The 20888-nt window shown below is 53.9% G+C and carries 18 protein-coding genes; 11 read left to right on the forward strand and 7 right to left on the reverse strand.

Translation table 11 applies throughout. From position 1 onward, the window contains the following. Window positions 1-17: 17 nt before the first annotated feature. The 3 genes from QSK07_RS10795 (at window position 18) to QSK07_RS10805 (ending at window position 3157) form a co-directional block, all read left to right on the forward strand. Window positions 18-1319: a flippase gene (locus tag QSK07_RS10795; protein WP_285720718.1), complete on the forward strand. Its 1302-nt coding sequence runs from the start codon at window positions 18-20 to the stop codon at window positions 1317-1319. A gap of 134 nt (window positions 1320-1453) precedes the next feature. Then, on the forward strand, window positions 1454-2464 hold the full coding sequence (pyrD, locus tag QSK07_RS10800) for a quinone-dependent dihydroorotate dehydrogenase (protein WP_285720717.1): 1011 nt from the start codon (window positions 1454-1456) through the stop codon (window positions 2462-2464). A 153-nt stretch (window positions 2465-2617) separates the two neighbouring features. Beyond that, a complete protein-coding gene (locus QSK07_RS10805; protein ID WP_285720716.1) occupies window positions 2618-3157 on the forward strand; it encodes a cell division protein ZapC in 540 nt (179 codons plus the stop codon). A gap of 10 nt (window positions 3158-3167) precedes the next feature. On the opposite strand, the gene QSK07_RS10810 is transcribed toward QSK07_RS10805, so the two are convergent. Further along, a complete protein-coding gene (locus tag QSK07_RS10810; RefSeq protein WP_285720715.1) occupies window positions 3168-4277 on the reverse strand; it encodes a YcbX family protein in 1110 nt (369 codons plus the stop codon). 110 nt (window positions 4278-4387) lie between these two features. Here QSK07_RS10810 and rlmKL point away from each other — a divergent pair, with 110 nt between their 5' ends. The 6 genes from rlmKL to rmf all read left to right on the forward strand — a co-directional run bounded on the left by rlmKL (window position 4388) and on the right by rmf (window position 12352). Continuing rightward, the gene (gene rlmKL, locus QSK07_RS10815; protein WP_285720714.1) at window positions 4388-6502 is read left to right on the forward strand and encodes a bifunctional 23S rRNA (guanine(2069)-N(7))-methyltransferase RlmK/23S rRNA (guanine(2445)-N(2))-methyltransferase RlmL; all 2115 of its coding nucleotides are present in this window, start codon (window positions 4388-4390) and stop codon (window positions 6500-6502) included. A gap of 6 nt (window positions 6503-6508) precedes the next feature. Beyond that, window positions 6509-8425: an ABC transporter ATP-binding protein gene (locus QSK07_RS10820; protein WP_098051034.1), complete on the forward strand. Its 1917-nt coding sequence runs from the start codon at window positions 6509-6511 to the stop codon at window positions 8423-8425. A gap of 15 nt (window positions 8426-8440) precedes the next feature. Then, a complete protein-coding gene (gene pqiA / locus QSK07_RS10825; RefSeq protein WP_098051033.1) occupies window positions 8441-9709 on the forward strand; it encodes a membrane integrity-associated transporter subunit PqiA in 1269 nt (422 codons plus the stop codon). Continuing rightward, window positions 9696-11339: an intermembrane transport protein PqiB gene (gene pqiB / locus QSK07_RS10830; protein WP_285720713.1), complete on the forward strand. Its 1644-nt coding sequence runs from the start codon at window positions 9696-9698 to the stop codon at window positions 11337-11339. The genes pqiA and pqiB overlap by 14 nt, the downstream gene beginning before the upstream one ends. Continuing rightward, window positions 11336-11905 (forward strand): membrane integrity-associated transporter subunit PqiC, encoded by a 570-nt coding sequence (gene pqiC, locus QSK07_RS10835; RefSeq protein ID WP_013357351.1) that lies wholly within the window; start codon window positions 11336-11338, stop codon window positions 11903-11905. The genes pqiB and pqiC overlap by 4 nt, the downstream gene beginning before the upstream one ends. A 279-nt stretch (window positions 11906-12184) precedes the next feature. After that, a complete protein-coding gene (rmf, locus tag QSK07_RS10840) occupies window positions 12185-12352 on the forward strand; it encodes a ribosome modulation factor (RefSeq protein WP_008925875.1) in 168 nt (55 codons plus the stop codon). A gap of 68 nt (window positions 12353-12420) precedes the next feature. Here the strand turns inward: rmf and fabA are convergent, their stop codons facing one another. Further along, window positions 12421-12939 carry a bifunctional 3-hydroxydecanoyl-ACP dehydratase/trans-2-decenoyl-ACP isomerase gene (gene fabA, locus QSK07_RS10845; RefSeq protein ID WP_008925876.1) on the reverse strand — a complete coding sequence of 173 codons (519 nt, stop codon included), beginning with the start codon at window positions 12937-12939 and terminating at the stop codon, window positions 12421-12423. Window positions 12940-13007: 68 nt separating this feature from the next. Further along, a complete protein-coding gene (locus QSK07_RS10850; RefSeq protein ID WP_285720712.1) occupies window positions 13008-14876 on the reverse strand; it encodes an AAA family ATPase in 1869 nt (622 codons plus the stop codon). 53 nt (window positions 14877-14929) lie between these two features. Here QSK07_RS10850 and matP point away from each other — a divergent pair, with 53 nt between their 5' ends. Further along, window positions 14930-15397: a macrodomain Ter protein MatP gene (matP, locus tag QSK07_RS10855; protein WP_143813132.1), complete on the forward strand. Its 468-nt coding sequence runs from the start codon at window positions 14930-14932 to the stop codon at window positions 15395-15397. 92 nt (window positions 15398-15489) lie between these two features. Here the strand turns inward: matP and ompA are convergent, their stop codons facing one another. Both ompA and sulA read right to left on the reverse strand, forming a co-directional pair. Next, the gene (gene ompA / locus QSK07_RS10860; protein ID WP_013357354.1) at window positions 15490-16560 is read right to left on the reverse strand and encodes a porin OmpA; all 1071 of its coding nucleotides are present in this window, start codon (window positions 16558-16560) and stop codon (window positions 15490-15492) included. Between the two features lie 350 nt (window positions 16561-16910). Then, the gene (sulA, locus tag QSK07_RS10865; protein ID WP_098051031.1) at window positions 16911-17402 is read right to left on the reverse strand and encodes an SOS-induced cell division inhibitor SulA; all 492 of its coding nucleotides are present in this window, start codon (window positions 17400-17402) and stop codon (window positions 16911-16913) included. 210 nt (window positions 17403-17612) lie between these two features. Here sulA and QSK07_RS10870 point away from each other — a divergent pair, with 210 nt between their 5' ends. After that, complete coding sequence (locus QSK07_RS10870; RefSeq protein WP_275219756.1) at window positions 17613-18242, forward strand: TfoX/Sxy family DNA transformation protein; 630 nt, start codon at window positions 17613-17615, stop codon at window positions 18240-18242. Here the strand turns inward: QSK07_RS10870 and yccS are convergent. Both yccS and QSK07_RS10880 read right to left on the reverse strand, forming a co-directional pair. Beyond that, window positions 18239-20398 (reverse strand): YccS family putative transporter, encoded by a 2160-nt coding sequence (yccS, locus tag QSK07_RS10875; RefSeq protein WP_285720711.1) that lies wholly within the window; start codon window positions 20396-20398, stop codon window positions 18239-18241. The two genes, QSK07_RS10870 and yccS, sit on opposite strands and share 4 nt — an antisense overlap. Further along, window positions 20382-20822, reverse strand: a complete 441-nt coding sequence (locus QSK07_RS10880) for a YccF domain-containing protein (protein ID WP_013357358.1) — start codon at window positions 20820-20822, stop codon at window positions 20382-20384. Before QSK07_RS10880 ends, yccS begins: the two co-directional genes overlap by 17 nt. Window positions 20823-20888: the final 66 nt, after the last annotated feature.

Genomic DNA, 20888 nt, shown 5'->3' on the forward strand with positions numbered 1-20888 from the left:
TATAAGGTTGTTGCGTCATGGCAAAAGTACTCGATAAAAGTCTGGTTATTAATATTTTCTCGCTGCTGGCCTACCGCGGCGCATCGTTTTTGTTTCCGCTGGCCACGCTGCCCTATCTTGCCCGCGTTCTGGGTGTAGAGCAGATGGGTACGCTGGCGCTGGCCATCGCCTGCGTGCTCTATTGCAGCACCATCTCTGACTGGGGATTCAACGTCTTTACCACCAAAGACATTGCTCACCATCGTGATGACAAGGAACGCGTCAGTCAGCTCTTCTGGTCAACCTTTAACGCCAAGCTGATGCTGCTGGTGTTGACCAGCGGCACGTTACTGACGGCGACCTGGTTTAATCCTGCCTGGCATCCGCTGTTCTTTATCATTCTGGCAAACTGCACCACGCTGATAGGCTCGCTGTTTTCATTTGGCTGGCTGATGCAGGGTTTTGAGAAGCTCGGTAAAACGGCGATGATCGCCACCTTCGGTAACTTCTGTGCCATTCCGCTGACCTTTTTGCTGGTTAAGTCCCCACAGGATACCTGGCTGGCGGCACTGATCCCTGGCACTGTCTCCATCATCAGCGCAGCGATTACGCTGAAGTTTGTGCTGGAGATGAACGTCATTGGTCGTTATCGCTTTGAACCGCGCGAAATCAAACAGCGCATCACCGACAGTCTGGATGTGTTTATTGCTATCGCGGGTGCCAATCTGTTTAACAGCGTCAACGTGGTGATCCTGGCCTCCTTTACCTCTACCTATATGGTCGGGATTTACAACGGTGCAGATCGTCTGCGTAAAGCCGCCAACTCTGTACCTGAGCAGATCGGCAGTGCTTTCTTCCCGCGCGTCAGCCACCTGTTTGGCCGGGATAAACGTGCCGCCATTGCGGCGACGCGCAAAAGCCTGCTGCTGTCGTTTTCCCTGAGTCTGTCGATTGTCATCTTTACCTGGTTCTTTGCTGACCTGGTGGTCTCTATTTTACTGGGTAAAGACTTTATTCCGTCGGCGGATGTGCTGCGCGTCTTCGTGCTCTGTTTCCTGTTTGGCAACATTGCCTATCCGGCTGGATTACAGATTCTTATCCCGCACGGTCTGGCACGTCAGCGCATGTGGGTCATGATGGCCGCTGGCGTGATAAACGTGCCGCTATGCTGTTTCCTGGCCTGGAAGTTTGGCGCAATCGGTGCCGCATGGTCGATGGTGGGAGCTGAAGCGTTTGTTTGTCTCGGTATCTTTGGCATCATGCAGCGTCACGGCATCCTGCGGGAGTATCTGTTTCCTTCCGAGGTGAAAAACCAGCCCGTAAACGATTCCGCCGTTTAAGATCAAAGCATTTTCATATAGTTTTCTGCATCCCCGCCGTTCGATTTACTTTTGCGCCAGAGCACTTTACCATTCTGGCGCACATTTTCCCGTGCACCGACTTTCACGATTGCTTCCGTCCTTCAGGAGAGTGCATGTTTTATCCTATCGTCCGACCGGCGCTGTTTAAACTCGACCCCGAACGCGCGCACGAACTCACCTTTCAGCAACTGCGTTTTATGAAAGGCACGCCGCTGGAGCTGTTTTATCGCCAGAATCTGCCGTCGCGTCCGGTCACCTGCATGGGACTGACCTTTAAGAATGCCCTGGGCCTGGCTGCGGGTCTGGATAAGAACGCAGAGTGCATTGATGCGTTTGCGGCGATGGGCTTTGGTTTTGTTGAAGTCGGCACCGTCACGCCGCGCGCCCAGGCAGGTAATGACAAGCCGCGGATGTTTCGTCTGGTGGAAGCGGGCGGCATTATCAACCGAATGGGGTTTAATAATCTCGGTGTTGACCACCTGGTTGAGAATGTAAAAAAAGCGCGTTTTAACGGCGTGCTCGGGATCAATATCGGTAAAAATAAAGATACGCCGGTTGAGCAGGGCAAAGAAGATTATCTGATCTGCATGGAAAAGGTCTATGCCCATGCCGGTTATATCGCCATCAATATTTCCTCGCCTAACACGCCAGGTTTGCGTTCACTGCAATATGGTGAAGCGCTGGATGATTTGCTCTCTTCCATCAAACAGAAACAAAAAGATCTGGAAAAGCGTCATCTGAAATATGTTCCGCTGGCCGTAAAAATCGCGCCCGATCTCTCTGAAGAGGAGTTAATTCAGGTCGCGGACAGTTTGATTCGTCATCAGATTGATGGCGTTATTGCCAGTAATACCACGCTCGATCGTTCGCTGGTAAGCGGTCTTAAGCATGCTGAAGAAGCGGGGGGATTGAGTGGACGGCCAGTGCAGTCGCGCAGTACGGCGGTGATCCAGCGCCTCTCTCAGGAGCTGCAGGGGCGTCTTCCCATTATCGGTGTTGGCGGCATCGATTCTTTGACCGCCGCGCGTGAAAAAATCGACGCAGGTGCAACGCTGGTTCAGATTTATTCAGGCTTTATTTATCAGGGGCCAGGATTAATTAAAGATATCGTCACGCATCTCTAAGACAATTCTCACAATGATTAACCGGGGGGTTTATTTATCCCCTCGGCTCGTTTATATTTTGTCCTGTTACACGCTTTTTCAGCTTTTCCTTATGTTTCTTTTTTCGCTGAATTCTGCGCGATTTTTGGCGCAGCGGTAAAGACAGGGCACACGATGAAAATTAAACCCGATGATAACTGGCGCTGGTATTTTGATAGCAGCCACGACCGAATGATGCTCGACCTGGCTGACGGGATGCTTTTCCGTTCTCGCTTTTCCCGCAAAATGCTCACGCCGGACGCGTTCACTGAATCGGGTTTCTGTGTCGATGATGCCGCTCTGTATTACACCTTTGAAGAAACCTGTCGTCAGTGCAAACTCAGTGGTAGCCATTGCGCTGAACTGGTGCTGAATGCGCTGGTCGCCGCGCGCTTCCTCAAACCTCTGATGCCAAAAAGCTGGCATTTCGCCGCTTATGCCCCGGCGATGCAGCCCCGTCCCGGTGAAATGGTGCAGGTTACGCTGGCAGAAGAGGGCACACAGGCACGTCTGCTGGTGGTTGAAAGTGGTGACAATGCGGCGCTTTGCCTGCTGGCGCAGCCAGGGTTGACCCTGGCCGGTAAAAATATGGTGCTTGGTGATGCCATCAAGGTGATGAACGACCGCCTGCTACCCTGGTACCAGGATGTCGCGCACTACGCCCGCGCGGTCTGATCACTTCACTTCACTTCACTTCTACATCACCTGCCGGAATACAGCTGCAGCTTAAGAGGGTGCCGTCCTGACGCAGGGTACTCTGTTTAAGCGCCTTTACTTCACCAGCAATCAGACTCAGCTTGCAGCTACCACACAGACCTGCCCGACAGGAGTAAGGAATGCGAAAGCCCTGCATCTCCAGCTGATCCAGTAATATCTGCTGATTATCCCCGGTAAAGGTCTTGCCCTGAAATGTGATGGTCACGGCATCCGGTGCCTGCTGCTGTGGTTTCAGCGTTTTTACCACTTCGCCGGCACCATAGATGCGCGGCGCATGACGTTTCAGGACGATCATTTCATCACCTGCACGCACCACCCCACTGTTACGCGCCACTAAGTTCAGACCGAAATCGATGTCACCACTGCCATCCTGAGCAGTGCGGAACGTCTGCAGTGTGGCCAGCGGATGACCGGTGGGATGCTTAAGTCCGGTCTCGGTGCTGACCGTGGTTAGCACACAGCGACTGCATGGCTTGGGAGCCATAAAGATGACGTCGCCAATCTGAACCTCTGCCCAGCTATCCTCATCCCAGGCGGCCGCGCCGCTGACGATCAGATTCGGGCGAAACTGTTCGGCACGGACGCTGGCCGGGCAGCGCTGTTGCAGATCGTGCAGCGACGCATTGTTGATCAGCAAAAACGGAAAGCCATCGGCAAAGCTCAGCGGAATATGATCAAACTTTTTGACCCGGCGAGTCGGTTGCGGCCCGACCCAGCGCAGCTGAACGTCGCGCGGGAAGAACTGGCTCAGCCACTGATTAATCGGCTGGGGGGCAATACGCGCAGTAAAGTGGCTGCCCCAGGCTTCGGTGGGATGATCCTGTTCGCTAAAATCGCTGAAGCGGATCAGGGACTGGCTGCCATCCGGCGCGGCCAGCAGCAGGCCATCTGGCAGGATCGCGGGCGTAAAGCGCACCATCTCCGGGTGCTGACGTGCAGTAATAAAGGTGCCATCGGGTTCGGTCACCATAAACAGCCGATCAAATGCCAGTCCGCTGTCAGTGACCAGCGCATGTGACAACGCTAATCCCCGCATTGACTTCACAGGATGAATGAATAAGCGGGAAAGCGTGATCATGGTGTTCTCCTTGAACCCGACGCGCGACACAAAAGAAGCTAACTTTATGACATAGGTCTCCGATTCGCTATAATGCGCGACAATTTTCTCAAGAGTTAAAAAGTGACGATATGAATTCTCTGTTTGCCAGCACGGCGCGTGGGCTCGAAGAGCTGTTAAAAAGTGAGCTGGACGCGCTGGGCGCGCAGGATTTGCACGTGGTGCAGGGAGGCGTTCACTACGAAGCCGACGATCGCGCCATGTACCAAAGCCTGATGTGGAGTCGTTTAGCATCACGCATCCTGTTGCCGCTGGGAGAGTTTGGCGTCTACAGCGATCTCGATCTCTATCTGGGTGTACAGAGCGTGGACTGGCCGACGATGTTCGGCAGCGATAAAACCTTTGTCGTTCACTTCAGCGGCACCAACGACGCGATCCGAAACAGCCAGTTCGGCGCGCTGAAAGTGAAAGATGCTATCGTGGACAGCTTTACCCGTCAGAATTTCGAGCGGCCAAATGTCGATCGTGAGCAGGCGGATATCCGTATCAACGTCTGGCTGAATGACGATCGCGCCAGTATCGCGCTGGATCTTAGCGGCAGTTCGCTGCATCAGCGTGGCTATCGTCAGCAAACCGGTCAGGCTCCGTTAAAAGAGACCCTGGCGGCGGCGATCGTGCTGCGTTCTGGCTGGGAGCCGACCACGCCGCTGATCGACCCGATGTGTGGTTCGGGTACGCTGCTGATTGAAGCGGCGCTGATCGCCTGCGATCGGGCGCCGGGCCTGCTGCGTAAACACTGGGGCTTCACTGCCTGGAAAAAGTTTGATGCTGCGCTGTGGCAGGACGTGAAAACCGAGGCGCAGAACCGTGCCCGCGCGGGCACGGCCGCGACTCAGGCGCGCTTCTTTGGTTATGACATCAATGGCCGGGTGCTGGAGTGGGCGCAGGCGAATGCCCGTCGTGCTGGTGTCTTTGAACACTTTACGTTTGCGCAGCAGGACCTGCTGCAACTGACCAATCCGCTCGATTCGGCGGTTCACGGCACAGTGCTGAGTAACCCGCCGTACGGTGAACGTCTGGAGAGCGAACCGGCGCTGATTGCGCTGCACAGCCAGCTCGGACGTCTGATGAAGCAGCATTTTGGCGGCTGGAACCTGTCGCTTTTCAGCGCCTCGCCTGAACTGCTGAGCTGCCTGCAACTGCGAGCCGATCGCCAGTTCAAAGCGAAGAATGGTCCGCTGGATTGCGTGCAGAAAAACTATCAGCTGGCGGTTAACAGCCATGAAAGCGCGGGACAGATTGCGGAAGATTACGCAAACCGTCTGCGCAAAAATGTGAAGAAGCTGGAAAAGTGGGCGCGTCAGGAAGGCATTGAATGCTACCGCATTTATGACGCCGATCTGCCAGACTACAACGTTGCTGTCGATCGCTATGGTGACTGGGTCATTATTCAGGAATACGCGCCACCGAAAACCATCGATCCGAATAAAGCGCGTCAGCGCCTGTTCGATGTCATCAGCGCGACACTGAGCGTACTGCAGCTGCCTGCTGATCGTCTGATTATGAAAACGCGTGAGCGTCAGAAAGGCAAAGCACAGTATCAGAAGCTCAGCGAGAAGGGCGACTATTTTGAGGTTAAAGAGTCTAATGCGCGTTTCTGGGTGAACCTGACCGACTATCTCGACACCGGCCTGTTCCTCGATCACCGCATTGCCCGTAAAATGCTTGGTCAGATGAGTCAGGGCAAAGATTTCCTGAACCTGTTTGCCTATACCGGCACCGCCAGTGTGCACGCCGGTCTGGGTGGGGCGCGTTCAACTACCACGGTAGATATGTCGCGTACTTATCTGGAGTGGGCGGAGCGCAACCTGCGTCTCAACGGACTGACCGGGCGTCAGCACCGTCTGATGCAGGCGGATTGCCTGAGCTGGCTGAATGAGAGTGACGAGAATTTTGACCTGATCTTTATCGATCCGCCAACTTTCTCCAACTCAAAACGTATGGAAGAGAGCTTCGACGTTCAGCGCGATCATATGATGCTGATGCGTAACCTGAAACGCCTGCTGCGTCGCGGAGGCACCATCATGTTCTCCAACAACAAACGTGGTTTCAAAATGGACATGGATGGTCTGAAAGCACTGGGCCTGCAGGCGCAGGATATTACCCAGAAAACGCAGTCGCAGGACTTCGCGCGTAACCGTCAGATTCACAACTGCTGGCTGATCACTCATGCCGGTAAGGAATAAGATTACATGTCATTAATCAGTATCCACGGCGCTTATCTCTCCTTCAGCGATGCGCCGCTGTTAGACAATACCGAGCTGCACATCGAAGAGAACGAACGCGTCTGTCTGGTGGGCCGTAACGGAGCGGGTAAATCCACGCTGATGAAAATCATCAATGGCGAACAGCCACTGGATGATGGTCGCATTATTTATGAAACTGACCTGGTGGTGGCGCGTCTGCAACAGGATCCACCGCGCAATATTACCGGTTCGGTCTACGACTTCGTGGCTGAGGGCGTTGAAGAGCAGGCTGAGCATCTGAAAGCCTATCACGCCATTTCCCATGTTGTGATGGACGATCCCAGCGATAAAAACCTCAATGAGATGGCGCGACTGCAGAGCATTCTCGACCATCAGAATTTGTGGCAGCTGGAAAGCCGCATCCATGACGTGCTGGAACAGATTGGTCTGCAGCCCGATACCGAGCTGTCATCGCTCTCTGGCGGCTGGCTGCGTAAAGCCGCGCTGGGCCGTGCGCTGGTGAGTAACCCGCGCGTCCTGATGCTGGATGAGCCAACCAACCACCTCGATATCGAAACCATCGACTGGCTGGAAACTTTCCTGAAGAACTTCAGCGGCAGCATCGTCTTTATCTCGCATGACCGTTCGTTTATCCGCAACATGGCGACGCGTATTGTCGATCTTGACCGTGGCAAGCTGGTCTCCTGGCCAGGAAATTACGATCTCTATCTGGAAGGCAAAGAAGAAGCGCTGCGCGTTGAAGAGATGCAGAACGCGGAATTTGATCGCAAGCTGGCGCAGGAAGAGGTGTGGATCCGTCAGGGCATTAAAGCTCGCCGCACCCGTAACGAAGGTCGTGTGCGCGCGCTGAAAGCGTTGCGTCGCGAACACTCAGAACGTCGTGAAGTGATGGGCAAAGCCAATATGCAGGTCGGTGAAGCGTCCCGTTCCGGCAAGATTGTGTTTGAACTGGAAAATGTTGACTACGCGGTGGGCGGCAAAACGCTGGTGAAGGATTTCTCTACCCAGGTTCAGCGTGGCGATAAAATTGCGCTGATCGGGCCGAACGGCTGCGGTAAAACGACCTTACTGCGCCTGATGCTGCAGCAGCTGAAAGCCGATCACGGCCGCGTGCATTCCGGTACCAAGCTGGAAGTGGCCTACTTTGACCAGCACCGCGCTGAACTGGATCCGGATCGTACCGTGATGGACAACCTGGCCGAAGGCAAACAGGAAGTGCTGGTCAATGGCAAACCGCGCCATGTGCTGGGCTATCTGCAGGACTTCCTGTTCCATCCAAAACGTGCCATGACGCCGGTACGTGCACTTTCCGGCGGGGAACGTAACCGTCTGCTGCTGGCGCGTCTGTTCCTGCGTCCCAGCAACCTGATGATTCTGGATGAACCGACAAACGACCTCGACGTCGAAACGCTGGAACTGCTGGAGGAACTGATTGATGGTTATCAGGGCACCGTTTTACTGGTGAGCCACGATCGTCAGTTCGTCGACAATACGGTCACCGAGTGCTGGATTTTTGAAGGCAACGGCGAAATCGGTACCTTTGTGGGCGGTTATCACGATGCTCAGCAGCAGCGCGCCGCCTACCGGCAGCACAGATCTGCTGCACCGTCTAAAGCGACAGCGACTACAGCTAAGCCCGCCGCCGAAAAGAGTGAAGCGAAGCGTAACGTGAATAAGCTCAGCTACAATCTGGCGCGAGAGCTGGAACAGCTGCCGCAAAAACTGGAGCAGCTGGAAGCGCGCATCGGTGAGTTACAGGCGAAGATGAGTCACCCGGACTTCTTCAGTCAGGCACACGATCAGACGCAACCGGTGCTGGATAATCTGGCGCAGGCTGAGCAGGAGCTGGAAACCGCTTTTGCGCGCTGGGAAGAGCTTGAGTCACTGAAAAACGGCGCGTAGGGCAGGGGCTAACGGATGTGTTCAGCAGTGAAAAGTAACGCGTGGATGCTCTGTCCACAATGCGATTTAATGATTAAGCTGCCGGACATTCCCGTTGGCAGCCGTGCGTCATGCCCACGCTGCCATACCTCCCTGACGGCCAACTGGCACGAACCCCGTAAACGGCCAACGGGCTATGCGCTGGCGGCGCTGTTTATGCTGCTGCTGGCGAATCTGTTTCCTTTTGTCTCCATGAAAGTGGCGGGGCTGACCAGCCAGATTACGCTGTCGCAGATCCCCCAGGTCATGGTGACGGAAGATTACAGCAGCCTGGCAACGCTGTTTCTGCTGTTTGTGCAGGCGGTTCCGGCCTTCTGCATGGTCACCATTATCCTGCTGGTTAATCCGGTCCCTCTGCCCGTCCGCCTCAAAACTGGTCTGGCACGTATCCTGTTTCAGCTGCGTAACTGGGGCATGGCAGAAATTTTTATGGCGGGCGTTTTAGTCAGCTTCGTCAAGCTGATGGCCTATGGTGATATCGGACTGGAAACCAGCTTCTGGCCGTGGGTGCTGTTCTGCCTGCTGCAGCTGCGCGCCTTTCAGTGCGTTGATCGGCGGGGCTTGTGGGACAGTCTTTCCCCGCGACCCGCCTTGCCTCATCCACCTGAAGTGGGCATCAGTGGTTTAGAGCAGGGCCTGCGTTCCTGCCCCTGCTGTACCGCCATCCTGCCGGAAGCTGAGCACACCTGTCCGCGCTGCGGCGTTACCGCCCATGCGCGACGTAAGCACAGCCTGCAATGGACGCTGGCGCTGCTGTTCACCTCAATACTGCTTTATATCCCGGCTAACCTGTTGCCGATCATGGTGACGGAAACCCTTGGCACGGCTTATCCCTCCAATATTATGGCGGGGGTCATTGTGCTGTGGGGCGATGGATCCTATCCGGTGGCGCTGGTGATCTTTATCGCCAGTATCATGGTGCCGACGCTGAAGATGCTGGCAATCGGCTGGCTCTGCTGGGATGCCAGCGGACGCGGGCGGCGTGACAGTCATAAGATGCATAAAATTTATGAAGTGGTCGAGTTTGTTGGCCGCTGGTCAATGATCGACGTGTTTGTGATTGCCGTGCTCTCTGCGCTGGTGCGTATGGGGCAATTAATGAATGTTTATCCCGCGTGGGGGGCAGTATTGTTTGCGATGGTGGTGATTATTACCATGATCGCTGCCATGACCTTTGACCCGCGATTAACCTGGGATCGTGTACGCGAAAACAATATGAAGGAGTCGCGCCTTGACGGAAACTAACCACGGCCATGCAAAGGTGGAACAGATTAAGCGCTGGTCGCCGGTCTGGATTGTCCCCATCGTTACGCTGTTAATCGGCGGATGGATCCTCTTTTATCACTTCAGCCATCAGGGGCCGGAAGTCACGTTAATCACCGAAAATGCCGAAGGTATTGTTGCCGGTAAAACCACGATTAAAAGTCGCAGCGTCGACGTCGGCGTGGTGGAGAGTGCGGTATTAAGCGACGATCTTCACCATGTGGAAATCAAAGCGCGTCTGAATGCGGGGATGGAAAAACTGCTGCACAGCGACAGTGTGTTCTGGGTAGTGAAACCGCAGGTGGGACGTGAAGGGATCAGCGGACTTGGCACGTTGCTGTCGGGTGCGTATATCGAACTGCAGCCCGGCACAAAAAAACAGCCACCCGAGCAATTTAAGCTGCTGGATGCGCCGCCGTTAGCGCCACCGGATGCCAAAGGTATTCGTATCGTACTGGACAGCAAAAAGGCAGGTCAGCTTAATCCGGGTGATCCGGTACTGTTCCGTGGCTACCGCGTCGGTACGGTTGAGACCAGCGTTTTTGATACTGACAAACGTATGATGACCTATCAGCTGTTTGTGGCCGCACCCTACGATCGCCTGATTACCACCAACGTACGTTTCTGGAAGGACAGCGGCATCGCCGTGGATATGTCCGCCTCAGGGATGCGGGTGGAGATGGGATCGCTTACTACCTTATTCAGCGGCGGTGTCAGTTTTGACGTGCCGGATGGCTGGGAGCTGGGCGAGCCCGCGCAGAACAAGTCTGACTACCATCTGTTTGACGATCAGCGCAGCATTCAGGACTCGCTCTACACCAACCATATCGACTACGTGATGTTCTTCTCTGACTCGATTCGCGGTCTGCAGGCGGGTGCGCCGGTTGAGTTCCGTGGCATTCGTCTGGGTACCGTCTCCGAAGCGCCACTGATGAAAGCGGGCCTGGATCAGGCACTGAATAACGATTACCGCGTGCCGGTGCTGATCCGCATCGAGCCGGATCGCTTTATCAGCCGACTGGGTGAAAACTTCGATCTGGAGCAGCATCTGCAGGATGGTAAGAAACGTGGTCTGCGCGCAACGCTGAAAACCGGCAACCTGTTGTCAGGCGCGCTCTATGTCGATCTCGACTTCTATGACAATGTGCCAGCTTACAAAGGGCCACAGAAAGTTTCTGGCTATGAAGTGATCCCAACGGTCAGCGGTGGCCTGAGTCAGATTCAGCAGAAGCTGATGGCGGCGCTGGATAAGATTAATAGTCTGCCACTGAACGGTATGGTCAATGAAGCGACGGGTACGCTGAAAGAGAGCCAGAAAACGATGCGTGATCTGCAGCGCACCATCGACAACATCAACAAAGTCACCGCCAGCCCGGCTATGAAAACGCTGCCGGAAGATCTGCAGCAGACCTTGCGCGAGCTGAACCGTAGCATGAAGGGCCTGCAGCCAGGTTCGCCTGCCTACAGCAAGCTGGTCGGCGATATGCAGCGGCTGGATCAGGTGTTACGTGAACTCCAGCCAGTGTTGAGAACGCTAAACACCAAGAGCAATGCGCTGGTATTTGAGGCGAAACCGGGACAGGATCCCCAGCCGAAGAGGGCGAAACAGTGAAAAAAGGATTGATACTTTGTGCCGCGCTGGTGTTGAGTGCGTGCAGCAGCAGCGTTGACAATACCTGGTATCAGCTGCCCTCCGGGGCGGCATCCATGCAGGTCACCAGCAGTCAGCTGAATGAAGCGCAGCCGATGTTATGGGTGCAGCAGGTGACGGTGCCGGACTATCTGGCAGGCAATGGACTGGTTTACCAGACCAGCGATGTCAAATATGTTATCGCCGCGAATAATCTCTGGGCCAGCCCGCTTGATCAGCAGTTGCAGCAAACGCTGATTACTAATCTGAGTAAGGCGCTGCCTGGCCGATTAGTGGCGGGATCACCATTAGGCGCGCAGCACGACACGCTGAATGTAACCATTACAGGTTTTCAGGGACGCTACGATGGCAAAGCGATTGTCAGTGGCGAATGGACGCTGGAACATCAGGGTCGCCTGACCAAACAGGCGTTTAACCTCGTGCTGCCGCAGACTGAAGATGGCTACGATGCAATGGTCAGAACGCTGGCGGCGGGCTGGCAGCAGACCGCACAGAAGATTGCTAATAGTGTGGTTGCGTTAAATTAAGATTGATGTGAATAAATAAGCTAAGCCCCAGAACGATTGTCGTGTTTTATCAACATTGTTCCGGGGCTTTTTTATTAGCTTATTCAGAAAGATAGTGCTGACGTATGCATCACAAAACGTCCTTAATTTTACCGATTAAGGTCACATTTATGACACTGGCATGAAGATTGAGCATTGATCTTTGGGTGCGCAGAAGGTAGAACATAAGGGTGGTTGAACATTAATTCACCACTTTTCTTTCCACCAGATTCCACAGACCTTACATGAGGGACACGGAGTATGAAGAGACAGAAACGAGACCGCCTCGAACGCGCCCATTCACGTGGTTATCAGGCAGGCATTACTGGACGCTCAAAAGAGATGTGTCCGTATCAGTTGATTGACGCTAAGTCTCACTGGTTGGGAGGTTGGCGACAAGCCATGGAAGACAGGTCGGTAGCTGCATAACCGGATGTCACTGAAAAGGGAATATAACCTCCGCCATGCGCGGAGGTTTTTGTTTCCGGGGGAAACGCTTAGAAAGCAGCGGTATCTTTAAACAGGCCGACTTTCAGATCGCTGGCGGTGTAGATCAGATTACCGTCAACCAGCACTTCACCATCAGCCACGCCCATTACCAGTTTGCGATTGATTACGCGTTTGAAGTGAATGCGGTAAGTCACTTTCTTCGCTTCTGGCAGGACCTGTCCGGTAAATTTCACTTCACCCACGCCTAGCGCACGACCTTTACCTTCGCCGCCCAGCCAGCCCAGATAGAAACCGACCAGCTGCCACATGGCATCCAGGCCCAGACAGCCCGGCATCACCGGATCGCCAATAAAGTGACAGCCGAAGAACCAGAGATCAGGATTGATATCCAGCTCCGCTTCAACAAAGCCTTTATCATATTTGCCGCCGTCTTCGGTCATTTTGACCACGCGGTCCATCATCAGCATGTTGCCAGATGGAAGCGGCGGACCATTTTCGCCAAACAGTTCACCACGACCTGACAGAATCAGATCTTCTTTGGTATAGGATTCGCGTTTATCTACCATGTTTTCAATAAGCCTTGTTTTAGTGAATCACGAATATTAGCGAACAGTTGTACGCTGAGCAAATCGGATTAACGGTGGTTGAACCAGTTAAGCCAGCGGAGCGCCCAGGGACGTTGCGGCACGTCCGGCTGGTTAAACAGGCTAATGCGTTCCTGGATGGTATTCAGCAGGCAGTCGCCCTGACCATCTTCAGTACTCCAGATTTTACCGGTCAGGAGCGGCAGCGCTTCATCAGCACGGTCGATCGCCCAGATATGGAAGCGACCCTGTTCAACCGCTGTTACAACGGCCTGGCTAAGACTGAGATGACGCACGTTGCAGGCAGGAATAATCACACCCTGCTGACCCGTCAGTTCACGCTGATGACAGATATCAAAGAAGCCTTCGATCTTCTCATTCAGTCCGCCTACCGGTTGTACGTTGCCGAATTGATCGACCGAGCCAGTCACGGCAATTTGCTGATTGATCGGCTGATTCGCCAGTGCGCTAATTAAGGCACAGAGTTCAGCCAGCGAAGCGCTGTCACCGTCCACCTCGGAATAAGATTGCTCAAAGACCATTGAGGCTGAGAAGGGCAGTTGCTGATCGAGCTCCAGCTCGGCGATCAGAAATGCCTGCATGATCATCATGCCTTTTGCATGAATATTTCCGCCCAGCTCCGCTTTGCGCTCAATATCCATGAACTCGCCATCGCCGGGATGAACCACACAGGTAATACGAGAGGGATCGCCCCAGGTACGGGGATGGCCAGGATATTCCACCACTGACAGGCCGTTAATCTGACCGACCACTTCGCCTTCGGTTTCAATCAGAATCTGTCGCAGCAGGATCTCATCACGCATCCGTTCATTGAGATAATTCTCGCGCCACAAGCGCGCTTCAAGCGCATCACGCAGCGCTTCGGCATCAAGTGCATCGCCCATCAGGGCCGACTCGCGCATCTGACGCTGCAGCCAGCGCGGGCAGAGTGGCAGCGTATCCTGATCGCCGCTGTAACGGACCCCTTCTTTGATCAGCTCTGGCCAGAAGTCCGCTTCCGGCAGGGGCAGGCCCGCCTGTTGCGCCAGCTCAGCACTCCAGCGACACCAGGCCAGCATGTCATCTTCATCCAGAATCTGAATGTTCTCTTCAAATTCAGTATAGATGGCCATTTCATGCGCTTCTGGATCGAGTTCCTGAAAATCCGCCAGCGCTTCCCGGTCACCACACAGGACCAGGTCAAGACTGAGTGGCAATGAAGGAATCGAGACAGGAAGAGGGCGGCGTTCATCCTGAGATGTCCACTCAACATAGCCTTGCTCAATACACTTTTTCAGGCGCAGCCAGAGAATCGGCTGCGTCAGCAGGCTACGCAGTGACAGCACCAGCGTGCCGCCATTGGCGCGATGGATAAGCCCTGGCTCAAGCTGGATGCGATCTTTAAACTGGCGCACGCAGCCAAATAACTGCTCCATCTCAATCCATTCAGCAAAGTGAATACCCCCCTCACTGGTGAACGGGCGTTGCGGATCGGAAGGGGGCTGAAGCGTGACGTTGTCAGCCATGATATGGTAATCACCGCCGGACAGAGTGGTACTGTCAGCCATGACCCGCTGCGCGGCCTGAACAATGAATGTCAGATAATCGCGATTGTCCTGGCTTCGAACCAGCAGTAACGGGAATCCCTGCGTCTGGTGATGTAAATGTGCCAGCGCATTCAGCAACCGGGGCTGTACCGTTGCCAGAGCATCAGTTTCTTCATCAGCAATTCGGGAGAAAACGGATTGGTATTGCGCGCTATCCGGCTGTAAGGTCTGCCACGTAAGTTGAGTGCTGGTCAAAATAATCGCATTTGTCTGTTTTAAGAAAAGCGAGATTATACAGGATTCACCCTTGTTAAGCACTGCAGACTTCCTGTTGAAGATGTGATGATGGCAGCATGTTTTTCGTTGCTGCATCCGGGAAAAAAGCTGTTATTCTTAGCCCGTTACGTGATCACGATGAGATTCCGATGAAATACCAGCAACTCGAAAATCTTGAATGTGGATGGAAGTGGAAATACCTGGTGAAAAAACATCGGGAAGGTGAACTGATCACGCGTCACCTTGAGTTAAGCGCGGCGCAGGCGGCAGTGGATAAACTGCTGGCGATGGAAAACAATCCGGTGACGGTGAATGAGTGGATTGCGGAGCATATCCACTCTGATCTGGACAACCGACTGAAGCAGACCATCCGTGCCCGGCGGAAACGCCATTTCAACGCTGAACATCAGCATACCCGAAAAAAATCGATAGACCTTGAGTATCTGGTCTGGCAGCGGCTGGCAGGTCTGGCTCAGCGGCGCGGCTGCACGCTTTCAGAAACGATTGTTCAGCTGATAGAAGATGCGGAACGCAAAGAGAAATATGCTACTCAGATGTCGAGTCTGAAGCAGGATTTGCAGGCGATTCTGGGTAAATCGGGTTCAGAGAGCGAGTAAGCGGGCAGGGGAATTCAGAGTGTGTGCGCTGACAGAATGATTACCGGCATAAAAAAACCCCGCCTTAGCGGGGTTTTTTATGACGTGTGAGCTTAAGCCTGTGGCTGAGTTACAACGTCTTTGATGCCTTTAACATCGATTTCTACACGGCGGTCCGGAGACAGGCAATCGATCAGGGCATTGCGGCCTTTCACGCTGTCACAGGTATTGCCGGTAACTGGGTTAGATTTACCCATGCCACGTGCAGAGATCTTGTTAGAAGGGATACCTTTAGATACCAGGTAATCTACGACTGACTGAGCACGTTTCTCAGACAGTTTCTGGTTGTACTGCTCTGAACCGATGCGGTCGGTGAAGCCCAGTACGACAACGGAACCATCTTTAGGATCCATTGAGCTCAGCTGGCTGTACAGCTGATCCAGAGCCTGCTGGCCTTCTGGCTTCAGGGTAGATTTGTTGAAGGTGAACAGAACGTCAGACTTCAGAGTGAAACGCTTGGTTTCAACAACTGGAGCTGGTGCTGGAGCCGGAGCCGGAGCCGGAGCAGCGACGTCATCCTGACCGAAGCGGTATGAAACGCCTACGCTCAGCATGCCATTGTCTGGACGGGTACCAACGGTCTGTGCATCACCGATGTTGTTAACCCACTGATAATCAAGACGGGTAGCCCAGTTTTTGGTCAGTGCATATTCAACACCAACTGCAGCCAGCGGAGATACGCCGGTGTCGTGGTCGCTGATGCGGCCAGTAGTTGGGTTAGTCTGCGTTGCATCTGCACGCCATACCATGCCGCCCAGACGAGTATACACGTCCAGATCGTCATAGATTGGGTAGCTCAGTTTAGCAGCCAGCTGAACGCCTTGTGCTTTGAATGCGCCGTTAGTCACAGTGCCTTTGTTAGGCATGCGGCCCAGCCAGTCATAGCCCAGCTCGAAGCCCAGATATGGGTTTGCCTGATAACCAACGAACGCACCTGCGCCCAGCTGGCTTTCATGAGTTGGACCGTTGTTGTTCTCGTAACCGTTACCGTAGTAACCAGTGTCGTGATACTGAGACCAGCCCAGTTTAGCACCGGTGTACCAGGTGTCATCTTTCGGAGCGGCCTGCGCTACGGTAGCGAAGCCAGCCAGTGCCACTGCAATTGCGATAGCTGTCTTTTTCATTTTGCGCCTCGTTATCATCCAAATAGGCAATGAGCAAAAAGGTTGCTCTTGGTTTAAATCCTTCGCCGGGTCAAAACGCTCGCTTATGACTCTACCGCAAAAAACGGAGGTTATTGAGCACCCTGGCGAGATAAAGTCTACAACGAGATTGGAAACTTACAAGTATGATGTGAGGCGCTTCTGTAAAAAAACAGCGATTTATACACAATTTCTAACAATTAGCCTGGTAGTATTGTCGCGGCAAAAAGCCTTAAAAACCTGCTAAACCATTGTCACAGCTCGAACTAACAGAATCAGTGGTTTAGCGACGACAGATAAGAAAAATAGCTTGGGAAACTTCTGATTTTTACTTAATGAAACAAATCCGACTGAATTTTTATCGCACTTTGCGGTCTGAGAGGCGCTTCCGATGTCCCGCTTGCCCGTAAAATCAAACCCAGCGCTTCACCCTCAGCCGCCGCATTTTCAAGTTGACGGCGCTCATCTTCGTCGAGGTCATAAGGAATCCATGCCAGAACGACACTGTAATTTCCTGTGCGCAGGGCCTTGACCATCGCTTCCACCGCATTCAGACGTTCAGAATCGGCGATATGCATACTCTTATCCAGCGGTAATCCCGACTCCTGCATCCAGGTGCGATTCAGTTTATGTGCCGGTGTGAGCCACAACTGCCAGCGTGATTGCTGACTCAGCTGCTGTAATAATGGCAACAACAGCATCTGCATCATACCGGGCTGCTCGCTGCAGCGTAACTCAGTAATTCCACCGCGCTGAGAGGCCGGAACGGAAGAGGACGCGTAATGATGAGCATAGCGTGCATTATCAGGATGTTGGGTTCGCATAAGTTAATCACCAGCAGTTGACTGTATGAATATACAGTACTGTCATCCTGGATAAAGATCAACCCAAATTTCTGAAAACGCCTCGCAAAAACGCGACAAGATTAGTTGAAGCACTATTTATTCATTGAATCAGCTGACACTTTTTCCTATCTTCTAATTGCCTGATACCCAAGGCAATTTAAGAAAAATTTCTTACATGGAGGTGGTGCAATGAAAAAGGTGAACCCAGTCGTAGAGTGCTCCAGAACGCGTCTGGCCCCATTGGGACCGATAGAGTCCCGCACCCAGTTTGGGGGGTACGCTCTGGCTGTCGAAAGTGTGGTTTTTGCGTTAATTAATAAAGACGAACTCTATCTGCGGGCCAGTGAACCCCTGCGCGAGTACATTGCCGCTCGCCCGCTGCAACCCTTAATTTTTCGCAAGCGGGGAAAACTGGTCAGCCTCAATTACTTTCGGGTTGATGAGGCATTATGGCGCGATTCTGAGCATCTGCTGGCGCTCTCTGCGGCCTCTTTAGAGACGGCGCAACTTGAGTTGCAGGACAGGCAAGCCTCTCCACGGCTGAAAGATTTGCCTAATCTCAGCGTACGCATGGAGATGATGCTCTTTGAGGCGGGCGTGATGAGCGTCAATCATCTCTATCAGATAGGAGCCAAACAGTGCTGGCTGAAGTTAAAAGCAATTAACCAGCATGTGGGATTTCAGACATTACTGGCGCTGCAGGGGGCTATTACGGGCCACCATGCGGCTGCGCTGCCGCAGGCAACCCGGGCGGAGCTGAATGCATGGTTTCAACGCACGCTTTTATCCAACCCGAACCTCAGAAGCAGTGAAGGCTAGTCAGTAACAAGCGTGCGGCGCAGGCGAGCCACATCGGGCATTAATGCCACCAGCAGACCGAGTTGCTGGAGCACCAGCGGCGCACGCGTATCTGCATCTGCAGCCAGCTGGCTGATTCGCTGAGCCAGTTGGTGGCGCATCGCTTCAACATGTTCCTCGCTGACCACGTCTGTCTGAAGCACATCTTCGACAAAGCAAACCGTATCGTCCAGTAAGGTGAGCAGGTCCGGGGCAGTAATTTTATCGCGGTGAGCGCCCAGCGCGGAAATGTAGCTCAGAAATGAGTGATTGGAGCAGAGCAATTGAAAAGCTGACTCACGCCGCTTCTGGCTGGTGCGACTTTCACTATTCATGTTTGAGACGACAGAGGCCAGTTCAGCATCCGCATTATGCGCATCACGGCGGGCGATACGATAGGCAAGCCGGTTATCTTTACCCTGGTGATATTGCTCCATGATCGCATCCAGATAGCGACAGTTCGCTTTCAGAGTTCGCTCTGCCACCGCTGGCAGTTGACGAAAGCGCCAGTCAGGCCAGATAAAGGCGACAGCCAGCCAGGCCAGACCACAACCGATTAAGGTATCCACGACACGGGGCAGGGCAACTTCAAACCCTTCACCTAACAGGTTAAAGCAAAGCAGCACCAGCAGAGTGATAAACAGCGTCGCCTGTGCATACTGCACCTGCCTGAAAGCGAAAAACAGCACGCCGGTAATCACAATCAGGATTAACTGCCCTTCAATGGAGGGTACCAGCCATAAAACGGGTAAACCAATCATAATCCCCGCCAGCGTTCCGCCGATGCGCAAGGCAAGACGTCGCTGCGTTGCGCTATAGTTGGGCTGGCAGACAAACAGGCTGGTCAGCAAAATCCAGTATCCCCGCTCCAGTCCGGTTATCTGAATGAAGCCGTATCCAATACAGAGCACCACTGACATGCGAACCGCATGCCGGAACAGCGCCGACGCGGGAGAGAGGTGACGGCCGAAGCGCAGCCGGATATCACTCCAGCCACTTAACCCTTCGCGCGACAGCAAATTGTCACTGTGCTGTGGATCGTCCCCGGCCAGCGTCTGCTCTGATTCAATGGAAGCAAGCTGTGCGTCAATAGCGCGCAGGTTGCGTAGCAGCCAGAACAGCGCGCGGGTATGCGGAGCCGCAGGCTCATGCTGCTCAAGCCGTACAATCGCTTTCTGCAGGCGTTCAAGCGCGCGCTCAAAGCGGCTGTCATGCACCCATCTTTCACGCATCAGGATGCAATGAGCCAGCTGGCGGCAGGCCTGTGCCTGCATATTCAGCAGTCGCTGAAAGCGAAACAGAATTTCGTTATAGCGCCAGTCGCCGCGCAGCAGGTGATATTGCAGATGAGAAGAGCTGGCGCGTTCATGAATATCCTGCGCTACAAAGTAGTAGTGCAGACTGCGGCGGGTGCCACGCGATCCGCGATCGCCGCGCAGACGGCTTTGCAGCGTGGTTTTGGTCAGATTGAGCTGCGCCACTAACTGGCTGTTCACCATCGCTGCATCGATAAATGCCGCATCATCCTGCTCGCCTGCATCGGGATCGAACAGATTCGCCTTGGCATCAAGGTAGCGCGCGAGTTGTGAAAAGCTTCCCGCCAGCTGTTCCTGGACCGGCCGGACCGGGAACATCAGATGACCCAGCAGGGTCAGCAGATTATACCAGAGAGCGCCGACCAGCAGCAGCATCGGCTGCACGTACCACTGGCTGAACAGCCCGATGCCGAGCATGGTATAGACCGCAATCAGCAGCGCACCAAAAGCGATAGTGGCGTAGCGTTGCCCAAGGGCACCCAGCAGAATAAAACCCCAGGTCGAAATCGCCAGCCCGATAATAAAAGCTAACGGCCAGGGAAACAGCAGCTCTACGGAAACCGAGGCGAAGCAAAAGCAGAGCAGGGTAATCAGCAGATTCTTCAGACGACCAGCCAGGCGATCATCAAGATCGGCCAGCGCAGCTGCGACCACCCCCAGCGTAAGGGGTATAGTCCACTCAATCTGGTGCAGCCACCAGGGGATGGCGGCACAGCCACTCAGTGCAAACAGGATCCGCAGCAGGTAGCGCCAGGTACTGTTAAACAGATATTTCCGCCAGCCTGGCACGGCATCTGACATCATATTAATAGCGACGAGCATTGGCTTCGCGCGCAGCACGCGCCTCTTCCACTGACACCACCCTGCGTCCAACCGGCCAGAGCGCGATGGCGGCGATCTTAAAGTTCGCAATCCCCACCGGAATACCGATGATACTGATGCACTGCACAATCCCGACGGAGATATGCGAAAGGCAGAGCCACCAGCCGAAGAAAATCAGCCAGAAGATATTCAGGAAGGTCCCGCCGGTATTCATAATGTGGCTCTTACTTTCAGGGCGCAGCACATCAACATGTACCGCCTCGTTGCCAAATGGCAGTAGTGAAAGTTTGGTAATCTCCCAGCAGGAGCGGGTCAGCGGCAGGGTAAAAACCAGCACAATGCTGATTAAGGTGGCAAACAGCCAGCTCAGGGTGGTGAAAAAGCCGCCCAGGACAAAGTTAAGAATATTTAAAACGGTGCGCATGATCTACTTTTCCTTTTGCATTCCGCAAGATGTGACGCCAAGTTTAGCCTGTTTTAAGGCTGGAGC

It is taken from the genome of Pantoea sp. QMID4 (genome assembly GCF_030270445.1).
GTDB lineage: Bacteria > Pseudomonadota > Gammaproteobacteria > Enterobacterales > Enterobacteriaceae > Pantoea > Pantoea vagans.